The organism is Thioalkalivibrio sp. ALE22, assembly GCF_000381445.1.
In the GTDB taxonomy this organism is placed as follows: domain Bacteria; phylum Pseudomonadota; class Gammaproteobacteria; order Ectothiorhodospirales; family Ectothiorhodospiraceae; genus Thioalkalivibrio.
In genome coordinates, this window is sequence record NZ_KB906502.1 from 61,282 (window position 1) to 77,573 (window position 16,292).

At 67.6% G+C, this 16,292-nt stretch carries 11 protein-coding genes and 2 riboswitches; of the genes, 2 read left to right on the top strand and 9 right to left on the bottom strand.

Annotated elements, in window-relative coordinates; translation table 11 throughout:
• Positions 1-19: 19 nt before the first annotated feature.
• From F793_RS0105110 to F793_RS0105150, 9 genes are all read right to left on the bottom strand, one after another.
• The gene (locus F793_RS0105110; protein WP_038035809.1) at positions 20-379 is read right to left on the bottom strand and encodes a diacylglycerol kinase; all 360 of its coding nucleotides are present in this window, start codon (positions 377-379) and stop codon (positions 20-22) included.
• Complete coding sequence (locus F793_RS0105115) at positions 369-3,944, bottom strand: PAS domain S-box protein (RefSeq protein ID WP_018882703.1); 3,576 nt, start codon at positions 3,942-3,944, stop codon at positions 369-371. The genes F793_RS0105110 and F793_RS0105115 overlap by 11 nt, the downstream gene beginning before the upstream one ends.
• Positions 3,945-3,976: 32 nt before the next feature.
• Entirely contained in the window at positions 3,977-6,349 is a 2,373-nt protein-coding gene (locus tag F793_RS0105120; RefSeq protein WP_018882702.1) for a PAS domain-containing protein, read from the bottom strand.
• Between the two features lie 244 nt (positions 6,350-6,593).
• Positions 6,594-8,102: an aminomethyl-transferring glycine dehydrogenase subunit GcvPB gene (gene gcvPB, locus F793_RS0105125; RefSeq protein ID WP_018882701.1), complete on the bottom strand. Its 1,509-nt coding sequence runs from the start codon at positions 8,100-8,102 to the stop codon at positions 6,594-6,596.
• Between the two features lie 82 nt (positions 8,103-8,184).
• The gene (tpx, locus tag F793_RS0105130; RefSeq protein WP_018867859.1) at positions 8,185-8,712 is read right to left on the bottom strand and encodes a thiol peroxidase; all 528 of its coding nucleotides are present in this window, start codon (positions 8,710-8,712) and stop codon (positions 8,185-8,187) included.
• A gap of 62 nt (positions 8,713-8,774) precedes the next feature.
• Complete coding sequence (gene gcvPA / locus F793_RS0105135) at positions 8,775-10,127, bottom strand: aminomethyl-transferring glycine dehydrogenase subunit GcvPA (protein ID WP_018882700.1); 1,353 nt, start codon at positions 10,125-10,127, stop codon at positions 8,775-8,777.
• Between the two features lie 84 nt (positions 10,128-10,211).
• A complete protein-coding gene (gene gcvH, locus F793_RS0105140) occupies positions 10,212-10,604 on the bottom strand; it encodes a glycine cleavage system protein GcvH (protein ID WP_018867861.1) in 393 nt (130 codons plus the stop codon).
• 73 nt (positions 10,605-10,677) lie between these two features.
• Positions 10,678-11,778 carry a glycine cleavage system aminomethyltransferase GcvT gene (gene gcvT, locus F793_RS0105145; protein ID WP_018882699.1) on the bottom strand — a complete coding sequence of 367 codons (1,101 nt, stop codon included), beginning with the start codon at positions 11,776-11,778 and terminating at the stop codon, positions 10,678-10,680.
• 120 nt (positions 11,779-11,898) lie between these two features.
• Positions 11,899-12,010, bottom strand: a riboswitch (glycine riboswitch).
• Between the two features lies 1 nt (position 12,011).
• A riboswitch (glycine riboswitch) is annotated at positions 12,012-12,113 on the bottom strand.
• A gap of 327 nt (positions 12,114-12,440) precedes the next feature.
• Positions 12,441-13,361 (bottom strand): ZIP family metal transporter, encoded by a 921-nt coding sequence (locus F793_RS0105150; RefSeq protein ID WP_018877897.1) that lies wholly within the window; start codon positions 13,359-13,361, stop codon positions 12,441-12,443.
• Between the two features lie 181 nt (positions 13,362-13,542).
• On the opposite strand from F793_RS0105150, the gene F793_RS0105155 reads away from it, so the two are divergent.
• Positions 13,543-14,934, top strand: coding sequence for a sodium:alanine symporter family protein (locus F793_RS0105155; RefSeq protein WP_018882698.1), 1,392 nt, complete (start codon positions 13,543-13,545; stop codon positions 14,932-14,934).
• Positions 14,924-15,832, top strand: coding sequence for a carboxylating nicotinate-nucleotide diphosphorylase (nadC, locus tag F793_RS0105160; protein WP_018877898.1), 909 nt, complete (start codon positions 14,924-14,926; stop codon positions 15,830-15,832). The genes F793_RS0105155 and nadC overlap by 11 nt, the downstream gene beginning before the upstream one ends.
• Positions 15,833-16,292: the final 460 nt, after the last annotated feature.

Here is a 16,292-nt window from a genome sequence, read left to right on the forward strand (position 1 = left end):
GGCGCGGATGCCCCGACGATCAGAGCAGGACCAGGCCCCAGACCAGTGCCGCCAGCAGGAAGCTGACCAGCACGGCGGCCGAAGCAATATCCTTGGCCCGCGCCGACAACGGGTGATGCCCGTCGCCGAAGCGGTCGATCGCCGCCTCCACCGCCGAGTTCAGCAGTTCCACCACCAGGATCAGCAGCACGCTGCCCGCCAGCAATGCGCGTTCGGCGCCATCCTGCCCCAGCACCATCGCCAGGGGCAGGAGTACGACCGCCAGCGCCAGCTCCTGGCGAAAGGCGGCCTCGTGACGGAATGCCTCGCGCAGCCCGCGCCAGGAATACCCGAAGGCGTGCCACACCCGACTCAAGCCGCGACGCCCGCTATGCGCCATCGGGTTCGTCCCCGGTCCGGACGACCGAACCTGCCGGCGGGTCCGCGATCGCCACCCGGTTGCGACCCTCGCGCTTTGCCCGGTAAAGCGCCTCGTCGACCCGGCGCAACAGGTCACTGCGCGGTTCGCCAAAGGTGAAGGCCGCCACCCCGAGGCTGATGGTCACGCGGCCCACCTCGGGGAAGGCATATTCGGCCACGCGCGCGCGGATCGATTCGGCGACCCGTGCACCCGCCTCCGCGTCGTCCCCCGGCAGCAGGACCATGAATTCCTCGCCGCCCCAGCGCCCCAGCACATCCGAAGCGCGCAGGCGCTCGCCCGCCACCCGGGTGACGTCCTGCAACACGACATCCCCGGTGGCATGGCCATAGGTATCGTTGACGGCCTTGAAATGATCAAGATCGAACATCACTAGGGAAAAGGCCTGTCCATAGCGTTCGGCACGCCGGAGTTCGCGGTCCAGCAGGCTTTCGAAGTACCGCCGGTTGGCGACACCGGTCAGACGGTCGTAAAACGCCTGACGCTCCAATTCAGCCTGCTTGCGCTCCAGCTCCATCTGCGTGGTCTTGAGTTCGGTGATATCGACGGCGGTGCCCGCGACTCGGGTAACGTGACCCTCCGGATCCGTCACCGGATAGCGGTGGACGCGCACCCAGCGTTGCTCCCCATCCGGCCGCCGGATCCGGAAAGTCTCGTCGGTCCGGGCATTCCACAGTGGCTGCGCCAGAAAAACGGATTCCACCCGTGCCCGGTCCTCCGGGTGTACCGCCTCCAGCATCGCCGCCGGATCGCGCAACAGATGTTCACGACTGTAGCCCCAGACCCGCTCGTAGGCCGGGTTCACGTACAGGATGGAGTCCGCGTCCTGGAGCCAGAAGACCTCGTTGACCGAGCCGGCCAGCTGGCGGAATCGCTGCTCACTCTCGCGCAGGGCCTCTTCGACCGCCTTGCGCTGCGAGATGTCGCGCAGGATGGTGGAGATCTGTCGCACATCCCCGTGGCCATCGCGGCGTACGACAATCACCTGCGACACTGGCACCTCCCGACCCTGGGCGTCGAGTATCGCGGTCTCCCCTTCCCAGACCCCGTCCCGCATCGCGACGGGTGCGGCCTCCTGGAGGATCTGGTCGGCCGCCCAGGGCGGGTGGAACCGCCGAATCGCGGTCTCCAGAGAGCCCGTTTCGGCCGGCAGATCGCGGCTGTTCCAGCCGCCTTCGGGATCCCAGGGCTCCCCGGAGGACAGGGGCAGGCCGAACAGACGCCGCCCGGCACCATTCAGGAACAGCATGTTGCCGGCCGGGCCGTGCATCGCGACCACGTCCGGAGTGGACTCCAGGATGCCGACCAGCCGGCGCAGGTTCTCCTCCAACGCGTGGCGTTCCGTCACGTCCTGCACGGTCCCCATCATGCGACAGGGTTTGCCCCCTGCATCGTGTTGCGTCGATCCGCGTGCATGGACTACGCGCTCGCGCCCGTCGGGGCGCACGATCCGGAAATGGATGTCGTACTCACCACTCTCCAGCGAGGCCTCGACCGTCGCGGCCACGCGATCGCGGTCGTCCGGGTGCACGGCCTGCAGGAATCCCGCGTAGTTCGCCTCCTGATCTTCCTTGCGCAGACTGAAGAGACGGTAGACCTCGTCCGACCAGTGTGTGCGATCGGCCGCGATGTCCCAGACCCAGCTCCCCATGTGCGCGATGCGCTGTGCCGCGGCAAGCTCCTCGCCCCGCGCGCGCAGGGCGTCCTCCATAGCTACCTGCTCGGAGATGTCGATCATCACCCCGTGCCAGACGATGCTGCCATCCGGGCGCGGTGCCTCCGGGGTCGCGCGACCCTCGACCCAGAGCGTCCCGCGCAGTGGATGACGTACGCGATAACGGACCTGCCAGGGGCCCATGGTGCGCGCCGACTCCTCGATGCTCGCCTGGATACGCGGAAGGTCGTCTGGATCGACCCGGGCAAAGGCGGCATCCGCGTCCTCCTGGATGAGATCGGGAGAAACCCCGTACACCCGCTGCGCACCCTCGCTGACAAACGGGAATTCATGACGACCGTCCGGATACAGCCGGTACTGGTAGATCGCACCCGGCAGATGACCGGTCGCCTTCAGCAGGTGGGCCTCGCGCTCGCGCCGGGCCGTCTGGTCCTGGAACGAGACCACGGCGCCGTCCACCCGACCGGACACGTCGAATGTGGGTGCGGCAAACACACTGACCGGGAACAGGCTCCCGTCGGTGCGCACGAAGTGATCATCCCAGGCCTCCAGTGGCCTGCCCGTCTCGAGGACGCGGTAGATGGGACAGGCCTCCGGCGGGTAGGGCGTCCCATCTGTCAGCACGTGATGGTTGGTCGAATGCGATTCCTGCCCCAGGGCATCCAGCTCCCGTTCGAAACCCAGCAGACGGCAGGCCGCCGGATTCAGGAAGGTGTAACGGCCATAGCGATCCAGTCCGAATACGCCTTCGGCAAGGCTTGCCAGCAGGCGCGTCTGGAACGCCTCGGCCGCGCGCAGCTCGGTGATGTCCTCGATCACCCCGTCGAACACACACTGACCGTCCGCATCCTCGGTCCGGTAGGCGGTAATCCGGGCGCGGAAGGGGCGCCCCCGCAGCGTCTTCAGATCCACCTCGCGTCCGACCACCCGCCCGTACGCCGCCAGATCGCGACTGAGCGCCGTCCGCTCGGCAGGGTCCCGGTAGAGCTCGCGGACCGGCGTCGATCGCAGCTCGGTCTCGGTCGCGGCCTCGAACAGCTCCACCATCGCCGGGTTGAGCCGCACGAAGCGGCCCTCCGGCCCCGGTGTATTGCGGTAGACGCCCACCGGCAGCCGGCCGAACGCCACCCCGTAGAACTCCAGCTCGCGTTCGTAGCGGCGGGTCTCCGAGACATCGTGGATGATCGAGTAGAGGTAGCGCCGGCCGTCCAGCACCACCGGACCCGAATACACCTCGACATCGCGCACGTCGCCACCGCAGACGCGGTGCCGGAAGCGGAAGAACCGGCGCTCCTCGCGCGCCGCCCGGGCCATCTCGGCGCGTACCTCGGCCGCCGACAGCGTATTGATCTCGTGGATGTGCATCGCCTTGAGCCGCGCGACCGAATAGCCGTAAAAGGCCTCCGCGGCGGGGTTGGCATCCACGATGGCACCGTCCTCGGGATCGATCAGCAGCTTCGGCGCGGTATTGGAGGTAAAGGTCTGCTCGTAGACCCGGGCCGCCGAGTCACCCGGCTCCCGGCGCTGCACCGTGGCCAGCCGCCCGTCCGGATCGGGCGCCAGCACAACCGTGCAGGCCACCGCCGCTCCGCCTCGATCACCCGGGGCCGCAAGCGCCAGGTCCAGAGTGACTTCGCTCGCGCTGGCGCCGGCCAGCGCATCGCGCAGGGCCTTGCGCGCGTCCTCGGGGACACACTCGGCCAGCGACTGTCCCTCGAGATCCTCCGCGGCACAGCCCAGCCAGTCCGCCAGGCGCGCGTTGGCGGCCCGCACGCGACCGTTCGCGTCCAGGTACAGCAACCCCACGGCCGCGCGATCGAACAGACCGTCACGCCCGGATTCTGCCGGCATACCCCCCGCTCCGGCTTGGCGTCCATGGTCGTTCAATCGCGTCGCACCACCTGATTTCGCCCGGAGTGCTTGGCCCGGTACATCGCGTCGTCCGCGCGTTTGATCCAGTCCTTGATCGCCTCGCCCGGGCGGCATTCGGCCACCCCCAGACTGATGGTCACCGATCCCACATGGGGCAACTCCAGCGCGGCCACCTGGCGCCGCAGGTCCTCCGCCAGGCGACAGGCCGCCTCGGCCTTCGTGCTCGGGAGCAGGACCATGAACTCCTCCCCGCCCCAGCGACCCAGCACATCGGCCTGGCGCAGCCGATCGCTCGTGGTGGCGACCACGCGCCGGAGCACCTCGTCCCCGACATCATGACCATGGGTGTCGTTGATCCGCTTGAAATGGTCCAGGTCCAGCATCACCAGCGAGCAGGGGTCCGCATAGCGATCGGCGCGCCGGGCCTCCTGTTCCAGCAGGGCCTCGAAGTGGCCGCGATTCGCCGCATCGGTCAGCGGATCGTAGAAGGCCTGGTGCTCCAGCGCCGCCTCCAGCTCCTTCTGCCGCGAGATGTCGTGAAACACCGCGACGTAGTACTCGATCGCCCCGTTGGCATCCCGGATCGCGGTGACGATCTCGTGCAGCGGGAAGACGCGGCCGTCCTTGCGCCGGTTCCATACCTCGCCCGACCAGTGCCCCTGCTCGCGCACGGCCCGGAACATCTCCTCGTAGAAGCTGCGGTCCTGGCGGCCGGAGTTCATGATCCGGGGGTTCCGGCCCAGCGCATCGGCCTCGGTGAAGCCGGTCAGCTCGGTGAAGGTGGCGTTGACACGCTGGATCGTCCCCTCAACGTCGGTGATGAAGATCGCCTGACTGCTGTCGAAGGTCGCCGCCAGCAGGCGCTGCTCGCGCTCCAGCTGGTGACGCTCGGTGATGTCCTGCACCGTCCCGATCATGCGCAAGGCCCGGCCGTCCTCGGCGAATTCGACGTAGCCGCGCTCGTGCACCACGCGTTCCTCGCCGCCGGGGCGCAACACGCGATGGGTGGTATCGAACGTTCCTTCCCCGGCCATCGCCGCATCCACCTCGGCCTGGATACGGTCGCGATCGTCGGGATGGACGGACTGCATGAAGGCCTCGTGCGTCCCGCCCCATTGGCCGCGACGCAGGCCGAAGATCCGGAAGACCTCGTCGGACCAGCGAATCTCGTTGCGCACGAAGTCCGACACCCAGTTGCCGATGTGGGCAATCCGCTGGGCCTCGGCCAGTTCGCGCTTGCGCAGATGGAGCGCCTCCTCGGCCTGCACCCGCTCGGAGATATCCAGGATCACGCCGTGCCACAACACACTGCCGTCGTCCAGGGCCTCGGGGCTGGAATGCCCTTCCAGCCAGATCTCGCCACGCTCGGGATGACGCACCCGGTAGCGCTGGCGCCAGGGCGCCAGGCAGCGCATGGACGCCTCGATGCTCGCCCGCACCCGGTCCACGTCCTCGGGATGGATCACCTCGAAGACACTGCTGGCGTCGCGCATCACCGCCTCGGGCGTAACCCCGTAGATATCCACGATCCCTTCGCTGGCATACGGGAACGCCGCATGCCCGTCCGGGAACTGGCGGTACTGATAGATCACCCCCGGCAGGTTCTGCGCGATCTTCTCGAGGTGACGCTCCGTTTCCACCCGCGCGCCCACATCCTGGTAGGCGCCGATCAGCTCGACCACCGCCCCCTGGTCGTCCCGGATCGCGGTGATCTGGTCCTCCAGCCACTGCCAGTGCCCGCCGGGCATGCGCTGGCGATAGTTCAGGCGACAGAACCCGCGGGCGCCTTCCGCCAGCCAGCGCTTGACCTGGCTTGCGCAGCGCCGGTAGTCCTCGGGGGCGAGATGGGTGGCGAGCCAGTCCGGCTCGCGCGTGATCTGCTCCGGACTCCAGCCGGTCACCGTCTGCACGTTGCGGCTGAGCCAGGTCATGGTGCCCAGATCCGACGGATCCATGGTGTAGATCACCGCCGGGCTGGCCCGCAGGAGGGTCTCGGTGCGCTGCTCGGCCGCCTTGCGCGTGCCGATATCGTTGACCACCACGAGCAGCGCCTCGGGGCTGTCCTCGGTGGCCGGGATGCGGCTGGTCGTCAACTCCACCCACTGGGCCTGGTCGGTGGCATCCAGCAGCCGAGCCTCGACCTTGCCGTTGCCGCACCCGCCATTCAGCAGGGCATGGCGATGAGCCTCCACCCGCTCGCGGTCGTCCGGGCAGACGTGCGCTTCCAGCGTGGCACCGGCCAGATCCGCCGGATCAAAAGCCAGCAGGGCCCCAAGGCGGGGATTGGCGCGCAGGATGCGCCCCTCGGTATCCATCTCGGCCAGCCCCACCGGCGCATGTTCGAACAGCGCCGCATAGCCGTGGATGCCACAAATCTCGCTCATTGGATTGCATTCCTTGCCCGTCTTGGTCTCTCTTGACGGAGACTTGATCGACACACGCTCGCGGTGCCGGCTGCCCTCGGGCCTGACAGTGCTTGAGTAGACTGAATCCAGAAACTACCAGATGCCGAGTCTGGTTTCTGCTTGACCCTACAAAATCGCGATTACTGCCGTGCAAAACGAGAACGCCCCCGGCGAGCGGGGGCGTCTCGAGCAGGGCGCCGAAGCGCCCGGGGTGGATCCGACCCTAGCCGTGAGTACCGGTCCGGGGCGCGCTGTCGTCCCCTTCCTCGGCGGGCTGGAACACCACATCCAGCGCCTTGGCCGCGGCCACCTCGTTGAAACGCCGATTGGGCAGCGTGTGCGGGGCGGCCTTGATGGTCTCCATGTCGTTCTCCGACTCGGCCAGGATGCAGGCCATCGCCTCGACGAAGCCGTCCAGCGTCTCCTTCGATTCGGTCTCGGTCGGCTCCACCAGCAGGCACTCCGGCACCAGCAGCGGGAAGTACGTCGTCGGCGCGTGGTAACCGTGGTCCAGCAGGCGCTTGGCGACGTCGCCCGCGGTCAGGCCGCGTTCCTTCGCCTGCTTCTTCAGCGTGACGATGAACTCGTGGGTGGCGCGGCGCTTGGGATAGGCCAGATCGAAACCGGCCGCGGCCAGTTCCCGGGCCAGGTAGTTGGCGTTCAGGGTAGAAAACTCGGAGACCCGCACCATGCCCTCGCGGCCCAGCATGCGCATGTACACATAGGCGCGCAGCAGCACGCCGGCATTACCGGCAAACGCGGACAGGCGGCCGATGCTCTGCGGGCGGTCGGACTCCTCGGCAAAACGGTAACCGCCCTGCTCCGCTTCGATCACGTGCGGGATCGGCATGAACGGCAGCAGGCGCTCGGAGACGCCCACGGCACCGGAACCCGGACCACCCCCGCCATGCGGCGTGGAGAAGGTCTTGTGCAGGTTCATGTGGATCACGTCGAAGCCCATGTCCCCCGGGCGCACCTTGCCAAGGATCGCGTTCAGGTTCGCGCCGTCGTAGTACAGCAGGCCGCCGGCGTCATGGACGATCTTCGCGATCTCGGAGATCCGCCGCTCGAACACGCCCACGGTGGACGGATTGGTCAGCATGATCCCGGCCGTCTGCGGGCCCACCGCGGCCTTCAGGGCCTCGATATCCACGTCGCCGGTCTCGTCGGTGGGGATCTCGCGCACCTCGTAGCCGCACATGATCGCAGTCGCGGGGTTGGTGCCGTGCGCGGCGTCCGGGACGATGATCTCGCGGCGCTCGGTATCGCCGCGGGCGTCGTGGTAGGCGCGGATCATGGCCACGCCGGTGTACTCGCCCTGGGCACCCGCCATCGGCGCCAGCGACACGGCCTTCATGCCGGTCACTTCCTTCAGCATCTCCTGCAGCTCGAACATGGTCTGCAGGAAGCCCTGGCTGTGGCTGGCCGGGGCGTGCGGATGCCGGTTCAGGAATCCGGGCAGCATCGCCAGGCTGTTACAGGCACGCGGGTTGTACTTCATCGTGCACGAGCCCAGCGGGTAGAACTCGGTGTCGATGGAGAAGTTCTTCTGCGACAACCGCGTGTAATGCCGCACCACGTCCAGTTCCGAGGCGGCCGGCAGACCCGGCGCGGACTTGCGCTGCAGGTTCGCGGGGATACGGGTCGCGGCATGGTCGCGCGGCGCCTGGGCCACGGCCGAGCGACCGGCGCGGGAACGTTCGAAGATGAGATGGGCGTCTGTGGTGCTCATAGCGGTTTCTCGCTTGCATATTCGGGTGACGGCGACCGGGCACGGGCCCGGCCACCGGCGGCGCGGTGGTTCTCCGCGCCGGTTACTGGGTCGGGCTCAGGTTGGCCCGGTCATCCAGGGCCGCGAACGCGGCGTCGTAGTCCGGCTCGTCGCCGATCTCGGAGACCAGCTCGGCGTGCATCACCAGGTTGTCGGTATCCAGCACGACCACGCCGCGGGCGGTGATCCCGGCCAGCGGGCCGTCCTGGATCAGCACGCCGTAATCCTTGGCGAAATTGCGATCACGCATCATCGACAGCACGGTCACGCGCTCGAGGTTCTCGGCGGCGCAGAAGCGGCTCATCGCGAACGGCAGGTCGGCGGAGACGATCAGGATCTCGAGATCCGGACGGCTGGCCACCATCTCGTTGAACTTCTTGGTGGAATCGGCGCAGACCGGCGTGTCCAGGCTGGGCACGATGGAGATCAGCTTGCGCTTGTCGCCGAAGTCCGCCAGCGAGACATCCTGCAGATCCTTGTTGGTCAGCTTGAAGTCCGGGGCCGGCGAGCCCACGTGCGGCAGGTCGCCGTTGGTATTGATCGGGTTACCTTGCAGCTTGATTTCGGCCATGGTTGCCTCCCGGCGTTGTGTGTATGGCGCGTGGGGTCGTTGACCCGGGGAATCAGACCGCCTCAGGCGGCCTGCTCCCACGTGGTCACGTACTGCTCGAGGTCGGATTCGGTCTTGGTCTCGGTGGCGCAGGCCAGCACGCAGCCATCCAGCTGCGCGTAGTCGCGGCCCAGCTCGAAGCCCGCGAGCACGCCGGCGTCGGCCATGGTCTGCACGCGGCCGGCGGCGTCACCGCCGAAGTCCAGCGCGACTTCGTGGAAGTATTCGCCGGTAAAGCGCGGCTTGATGCCCTTGGCCGCCAGCTTTTCCACCAGTGCGTGGGTGTTGGCATAGCAGGCCTCGGCCACGCGGGTCAGACCCTCGTCACCCAGCATGGACATGTGGATGGTCGCGGCCGTCACCACCAGGCCCTGGTTGGTGCAGATGTTCGAGGTCGCCTTGGAGCGGCGGATATGCTGCTCGCGCGCCTGCAGGGTCAGCACGAAGCCGGGCTTGCCGTCGGCATCCTCGGCGCGGCCGACGATCCGCCCCGGCATCTGCCGGATGTGCTTCTTCAGGGTGGTCATGAAGCCGAAGTACGGCCCGCCGGAGGACAGCGGCGCCCCCAGCGGCTGGCCCTCGCCGACCACGATATCGACGCCGTTGGTGCCCCACTCGCCCGGCGGCTTCAAAAGCGCCAGCGAGACCGGATTCACCACGGCGATCACCGGGACGCCGCGCTCCTCGGCCCAGCCGGTCAGGGCGTCCACATCCTCGAGGATGCCGAAGAAATTCGGCTGGCTGATCACCATGGCGGTGACGTCCTCGTCGGCATACGGCGCCAGGGCGTCCACCGGGGTCTGGCCGGTGGTCTCGTCGAACGGCAGCTCGACCAGCTCGATGCCCTGGTTGCCGATCAGCGTCCTGACCACCTTGCGGTAGTCCGGGTGCAGCGCGCCCGGCAGCAGCACGCGCTTGGCCTTGGAGCGGCGGTTCACGCGAACCGCCATCAGCACGGCCTCGGCCAGGGCAGAGGCGCCGTCATACAGCGAGGCGTTGGAGACCTCCATCCCGGTCAGGCGGCTGATCATGGTCTGGTATTCGTAGATCAGCTGCAGCGTGCCCTGGCTGGCCTCGGCCTGGTAGGGCGTGTAGGCGCTGTAGAACTCGCCGCGGGTGGCGATCTGCCACACGGCGGCCGGGATGTGGTGCTCGTAGGCACCGGCCCCGATGAAATTCGATGGCATGCCGTCCTTCGCGGCCCGCTCCTGCATCAGGCGGGTAATCCCCATCTCGTTCTCGCCCTCGGGGATCCCCGTGAGCGGCGGCGAGCGCAGATCGGCGGGGATCTCGTCGAAAAGATCCTCGACGGATTCGGCACCGATGCTATCGAGCATGGCGCGGATGTCTTCTTCGGTATGCGGGATAAACGGCATGTCAGGTCTCGCTTCCGCCAATGATGGCGAAGTTCGGTTGGGTCCCGGCCGGACATGACCGGGACCAGTGATGCACAGCCAGGCTCAGGACTCGGCCTCGACGTGCGCGGCATAGGCATCCGCGTCCATCAGGGCGTCCAGCTCGCCGGCGTCCGACGGCTTCACCTTGAACAGCCAGCCGTCCTCGAAGGGCGACTCGTTGACCTTCTCGGGGCTGTCTGCCAGGTCCTCGTTGACCTCGGTCACCTCGCCGGAGATCGGCGCATAGATATCCGAGGCGGCCTTGACCGATTCCACGGTGGCACAGGCCGAACCCGCCTCGATGCTGCTGCCCGCTTCCGGGGCCTCGACGAACACCAGATCACCCAGCAGTTCCTGCGCGTGATCGGTGATGCCCACGGTCACGCTGCCATCGGCCTCGCTGCGCACCCACTCGTGGCTCTTGGTGTACTTCAGGTCCTTCGGTGCTTCGCTCATGACGTCTTCCTTTTTCGTTTGGATCCCGCCTGCGCAGTGTAGTCCGGCACACGCGGCATGAGGCAATAATTCGTTAGCGATTCAGTTCGATCTGCGGCTCGCCATTGCGGACGAACACCGGCTTCACCACGCGCACCGGCAGCTTGCGGCCGCGGATGTCCGCGTGCAGCTCCTCGGCCTCGACCCCGGCCGGGATCCGCGCGAAGGCGACCGACACCCCGAGGCTGGGCGAGAAGCTGCCGGAGGTGACCACGCCGTCGCCGGCCTCGGTCTCGATGCGGGTGCCGCCACGCAGCACCCCGCGCCCGTCCAGCACCAGCCCGACCATGCGTTCCGGCACGCCCGCGGCCTTTGACTGCTCGATCGGCGCACGGCCGATGAAATCGCGTTCGGCATCCTTAAGCGCGATGGTCCAGCCAAGGTTCGCGGTCAGCGGATTGGTCTGGTCATCCATATCCGTGCCGTAGAGATTCATGCCGGCCTCCAGGCGCAGGGTGTCGCGCGCGCCGAGACCGATGGGATGCACGCCGGCGGCCTTCAGCTTCTCCCAGAAACCGTCGGCGGCCTCGGCCGGCAGCATCACCTCGAAACCGTCCTCGCCGGTGTAGCCGGTGCGGGCGACGAACCAAGTGTCATTCCAGACCGCGGAGAACGGCTTGAGATCCCCGGCACTACGCAGCTCATCCGGCAGCAGCGGCAGGGTCTTCTCCACCGCCTGCGGGCCCTGGATCGCGATCAGCGCGAACTCCGGGCGCGGCTCGACGTTCACGTCAAAATCCTTCGCGACCTTCTGCATGTGGGCGATATCGCCCTCGGCGGTAGCGGCATTGACCACCGCGCGGTAACTGGCGCCCCCGGTCCAGTAGATGATCAGGTCATCGATCACCCCGCCGGCCTCGTTCAGCATGCAGCTGTACAGCGCGCGGCCCTCGGTCTTGAGCTTGGCCACGTCGTTCGCCAGCAGGTAGCGCAGGAAGGCCTGCGCCTGCGGGCCATGGATATCCACGACCTGCATGTGCGACACGTCGAACATCCCGGCGGATTCGCGCACCCGCTTGTGCTCCTCCATCTGGGAGCCGTAGTGCAGCGGCATCTCCCAGCCGGCGAAATCGACCAGCTTGGCCCCCGCGCGCTGATGCGCGGCATGGAGCGGAGTTGTCTTCAACGTCGTCATCTGATTCTCGCCTTGCTTGCGTGTCGTGGTCGGCTCGCCGGCAGCCGCCGGTGGAACCGCGAGGCCCGGCCGCCGCGCTCCGGGCATAAAAAAAGGGGCGGCCGGCAGAATGAATCTGCCAGCCGCCCCTCTGTCCTGAAACCTGAGAGTTTGCGTCGCGTCAATCCGTTTCCGGACTGCGTGACCGCCCCCTTCGGTGGGCCGTTTCCGGCCGCTCTCCAGAGTGTGTCTCCTGCACCGTTCCGGTCCTGTAGCCTGAGCGATTCCGGGCGGATGTTGCGCCTTCGGCGTCTGCCAATCGACTCGCGATCGCAGATCTCTTCCAGAACGGTGTGCGGGCATTGTCGGGCACCCGCAGACGAAACTAATTGTAGACCAAAATATCTCCGGAGCGAAAGCCCGGACGCCCGGCGGCGACTTTCCGGCCCGGAGCAACCGCTCGACCCGCGCCCCCTTCGCGCAACCGGGGCACCGTCATTGCGAGGAGCGCAGCGACGAAGCAACCTCCTTACGAAACCACCGGATGCTGACGCGCGGCCAGCTTTCGAAGGTTACTCGCTGCGCCCGCCCTTCGGGCCGCCCTGCGGCCGTTCAGCGCGCAGCGCGTTTTTGTGCCGCGTCGTCTGGGGTTCCTCGGAATGACGGTGCATGTGCGTGGCGCCCTACAGCGCCAGGTCGATCGCCAGCAGGACGACGAAACCGACCAGCACGCCGACCGTCGCCTGCGCCTCGTGCCCCTTGCGGTGCGACTCGGGGATGATCTCGTGACTGATGACGAACAGCATCGCCCCGGCCGCGAAGGCGAGCCCCCAGGGCAACAGGAACTCCATCAGCGTGATGGCGCCGGCCCCGATCAGACCACCGACCGGCTGCACCAGCCCGGTCAGCAGGGTCACCCCGAATGCGGCCCACTTGCTGTAGCCCAGCGACAGCAAGGCGATTGCCACCACCAGCCCCTCCGGCATGTTCTGCAGACCGATCGCGATGGCCAGCGCGATCCCGTCACGGACGTCATCGCCCCCGAAACCTACGCCGACGGCCAATCCCTCGGGCAGGTTGTGCAGGGCGATGGCAAAGATAAACAACCAGACACGGCGGATCTTGGCGGGGTCTGCCCCGCTTTGCGGGCCGATGTGGAAGTGTTCGTGCGGCACGCACTTGTGCAGGGCGAGCAGCGCGCCGCCCCCGAGCGCCATACCCACCGCCAGCACGACAATCGCCATACCCACGCCGCCATACTGCAGCTCGGCCTGTTCCACCGACGGCAGAACCAGCTCGAAGGCCGTGGCAGAGAGCATCACTCCGGCGCCGAAGCCCATCATCGCGTCCTCTACCGACTGGCTGATCCGGCGCAGGAAGAAGATCGGAAGCGCGCCCACGGCTGTCATCAGCCCGGCCACGAAGCTCGCCAGCAGGCCGATCTGCAGCGTACTCAGGCCGACGAGCCGCTCTTCCAGCGAAGGCCAGACCAGACTGACCAGCCAGATGAAGGCCGCCAGCGCGATCAGCGACCCGATCAGGAAGACCCGGGGGACCGGTTTGCCGTGATCGTATTCGACGACGGACTCGTTTGATTCGCTCATGCTCGATCCTTGAACGTCCTGACGGCGTGGTGTTTCTACCATGGATTCCCGGGCCGCCTGCGGGTTTCACAGGCACAGGCTATGGCCGCGGTGCGCTCAACCTATCGTAAACGACGGCCGTGCGCGGTAGAGTTTTCGGCCAGCACTGCGGCCGTCCCACCCGGATTACAAGGACCCACCGATGCTCGACACCATCGACCAGTTCCTCGGCGACACCGCCGGCCTTCTCTGGGGCAACCCGATTACCCTGATCCTGCTGCTGGGCACGGGGCTCTATCTCACCATCCGCCTGGGTCTGGTTCAGGTCGTGGCCTTCCGCGAGGGCTGGCGCGCCCTGCGCGGGTCGGACGGTCGGGCCGGCGGCACCGGACAGATCTCGCCGTTCCAGGCGCTCTCCACCGCGCTGTCCGGGACCATCGGGACCGGGAACATCGCCGGCGTAGCCACGGCCATCGCTCTGGGCGGCCCCGGGGCGTTGTTCTGGATGTGGGTCACCGCCTTCTTCGGCATGGCGACCAAGTTCGCGGAGACCACCCTGGCGGTGCGCTACCGCGAGATCGCCCCGGACGGCAGCATCGCCGGCGGCCCGATGTTCACGCTCCTCAACGGCCTGAAGATGAAGAAGCTGGCGATCCTGTTCGCCGCCTTCACCCTGATCGCCTCGTTCGGTATCGGCAACATGGTGCAGGCCAACTCCGTGGTCGACGGCCTGACCTTCATCGTGCCGGACCTGCGCGCGGACGACGACATCATGGGCTGGATGGCCCTGATCATCGGCCTGACCATGGCCGTGCTCGTGGCGCTGGTCATCATCGGCGGCGTCAAGCGCATCGCCATGATCGCCTCGACCATCGTCCCGTTCATGGCCGTGATCTACATGCTGGGTGCCTTCGTGGTGATCGTCGCCAACATCGATGCCGTCCCGGCCGCGGTCGCCACCATCCTGAACCTTGCGCTCAACCCCTGGGCGGCCGGTGGCGGGGCCATTGGTCTCGCCATCCAGTACGGCGTCGCGCGCGGCATGTTCTCCAACGAGGCGGGCCTGGGGTCCTCGGCCATGGCGCACGCCGCGGCCAAGAACGGCGATCCGCCGCGCGAGGGCTCGGTGGCCATGCTCGAGCCGTTCATCGACACCATCGTAGTCTGCACCCTGACCGGTCTGGCCATCGTGGTTACCGGGGCCTACATTGACCGCGCCGACGACGTCGTGGGTGCCTCCCTGACCGCCACCGCCTTCAGCTCCACCCTGGGCCCGTTCGGCGCCATGTTGGTAGGGATCAGCCTGATGCTGTTTGCCTTCTCCACCATGATCGCCTGGTCCTACTACGGCGACCGCTCGGCCTACTTCCTGTTCGGCGAGCGCGCGGTCATGCCCTACCGCATCGTGTTCGTCATCCTGATCGTGATCGGGGCCACCATCCCGCTGGGCGTGGTCTGGAACTTCTCCGATATCGCCAACATCGCCATGGCCGCACCTAACCTGATCGCGCTCATCCTTCTGGCCGGCCTGGTGAAGAAGCTGCGCGACGACTACGTGGCCCACCGCCCGATCCCGGATCGTCATGACGGATAAGGCCCTGGTCGCAGGCGGCCCCAGCGACCCGTTCGCCCAGGGCCCGGCGCGGCCCGATGCCGCCATGCTCGTGCGCGAGGTCGAGGCCGCCCTCGCGGAAGACCTGGGCCCCAACGGTCTGGACGGCGACCTGACCGCCGCCCTGGTCCCGGCCGAACGCGTCGCGCGCGCCACGCTGCTGCTCAAGGAGCCCGCGATCGTCTGCGGACAGGCGTGGTTCGAGCGCGTATTCACCAGCCTCGCGCCGGAGATCCGCATCGACTGGCAGGTACCCGAGAGCGCCCGGGTAACCGTGGACGGCCAACCCCGGGTGATCGCGACGCTCGAGGGGCCGGCCCGGGCCGTCCTGGCCGCCGAACGCGCGGCCCTGAACCTGCTGCAGACCCTCTCCGGAACCGCCAGCGAGACCGCGCGCTGGGTCGCGCGCCTGGAAGGCACCGAGAGCCGCGTCCTGGACACCCGCAAGACCCTTCCGGGGCTGCGGCATGGGCAGAAGTACGCGGTGCGCTGCGGCGGCGGCTACAACCACCGGCTGGCGCTGTGGGATGCGGTGCTGATCAAGGAAAACCACATCGCCGCATGCGGCTCCATCGCCGCCGCGGTCGAGCGCGCCCGCACCCTGGGTGCCGGACGCTGGGTCGAGGTGGAGACCGAGACCCTCGACGAGGTGGACCAGGCCCTGGCCGCCGGTGCCGACGTCATCATGCTCGACGAGTTGTCGCTGGACGACCTGGCCACTGCGGTGCTGCTCATTCGTGGCCGCGCGATCTCCGAGGCCTCCGGCGGAGTCACCGCCGACAGCCTGGCGGCCATCGCGGCGACCGGCGTGGACTACATCTCCGTGGGTGCGCTGACCAAGCACCTCCACGCGATCGACTACTCCCTGCGCCTCGATTAACCGCTCGACCCGCAACCGGCCTTCGTTCGGGAAGGCTTCGGTCGGCCGCCTGCCTTGTTGAGGCTGGTCCTGGCTCGGCCTCTGGGGTTTACAGCGCCTTCGGTCCGCATACTGCCGATTGTTGGCTGGGCCTGGTTCGGCATCCTGTGTTTACGGTGCCTCCGGTCCGCCGCCTGCCAGGCGCTGACTCGCCAGCGCGCCGCGAGGTACTTCTTTGCTCGTGCAAAGAAGTACCCAAGAAACACGCCCGACTGCCGCGACCCCGGCCCGCTGTGCGGGCCGGGGTTTCCCTCGCTCCGAGGGTTTTCGCGGGCGGCGCTGAACTCGCTGCGCCTGCGGCTCCGCTCAGACATCCAGCGCCCCCGTTTCTATTTTGAATCGTCCCGCGAAAACCCTCTCCGCTCGGCGCGACGACAACGGGGGGCTCAAGGTCAAGACAACGGCTGTCCCGACGGTCTTG

What these genes read in the sequence shown, in the direction of transcription:
- F793_RS0105110 (WP_038035809.1), bottom strand. Translation starts at nt 379, where the DNA reads ATGGCGCATAGCGGGCGTCGCGGCTTGAGTCGGGTGTGGCACGCCTTC.
- F793_RS0105115 (WP_018882703.1), bottom strand. Translation starts at nt 3,944, where the DNA reads ATGCCGGCAGAATCCGGGCGTGACGGTCTGTTCGATCGCGCGGCCGTG.
- F793_RS0105120 (WP_018882702.1), bottom strand. Translation starts at nt 6,349, where the DNA reads ATGAGCGAGATTTGTGGCATCCACGGCTATGCGGCGCTGTTCGAACAT.
- gcvPB (WP_018882701.1), bottom strand. Translation starts at nt 8,102, where the DNA reads ATGAGCACCACAGACGCCCATCTCATCTTCGAACGTTCCCGCGCCGGT.
- tpx (WP_018867859.1), bottom strand. Translation starts at nt 8,712, where the DNA reads ATGGCCGAAATCAAGCTGCAAGGTAACCCGATCAATACCAACGGCGAC.
- gcvPA (WP_018882700.1), bottom strand. Translation starts at nt 10,127, where the DNA reads ATGCCGTTTATCCCGCATACCGAAGAAGACATCCGCGCCATGCTCGAT.
- gcvH (WP_018867861.1), bottom strand. Translation starts at nt 10,604, where the DNA reads ATGAGCGAAGCACCGAAGGACCTGAAGTACACCAAGAGCCACGAGTGG.
- gcvT (WP_018882699.1), bottom strand. Translation starts at nt 11,778, where the DNA reads ATGACGACGTTGAAGACAACTCCGCTCCATGCCGCGCATCAGCGCGCG.
- F793_RS0105150 (WP_018877897.1), bottom strand. Translation starts at nt 13,361, where the DNA reads ATGAGCGAATCAAACGAGTCCGTCGTCGAATACGATCACGGCAAACCG.
- F793_RS0105155 (WP_018882698.1), top strand. Translation starts at nt 13,543, where the DNA reads ATGCTCGACACCATCGACCAGTTCCTCGGCGACACCGCCGGCCTTCTC.
- nadC (WP_018877898.1), top strand. Translation starts at nt 14,924, where the DNA reads ATGACGGATAAGGCCCTGGTCGCAGGCGGCCCCAGCGACCCGTTCGCC.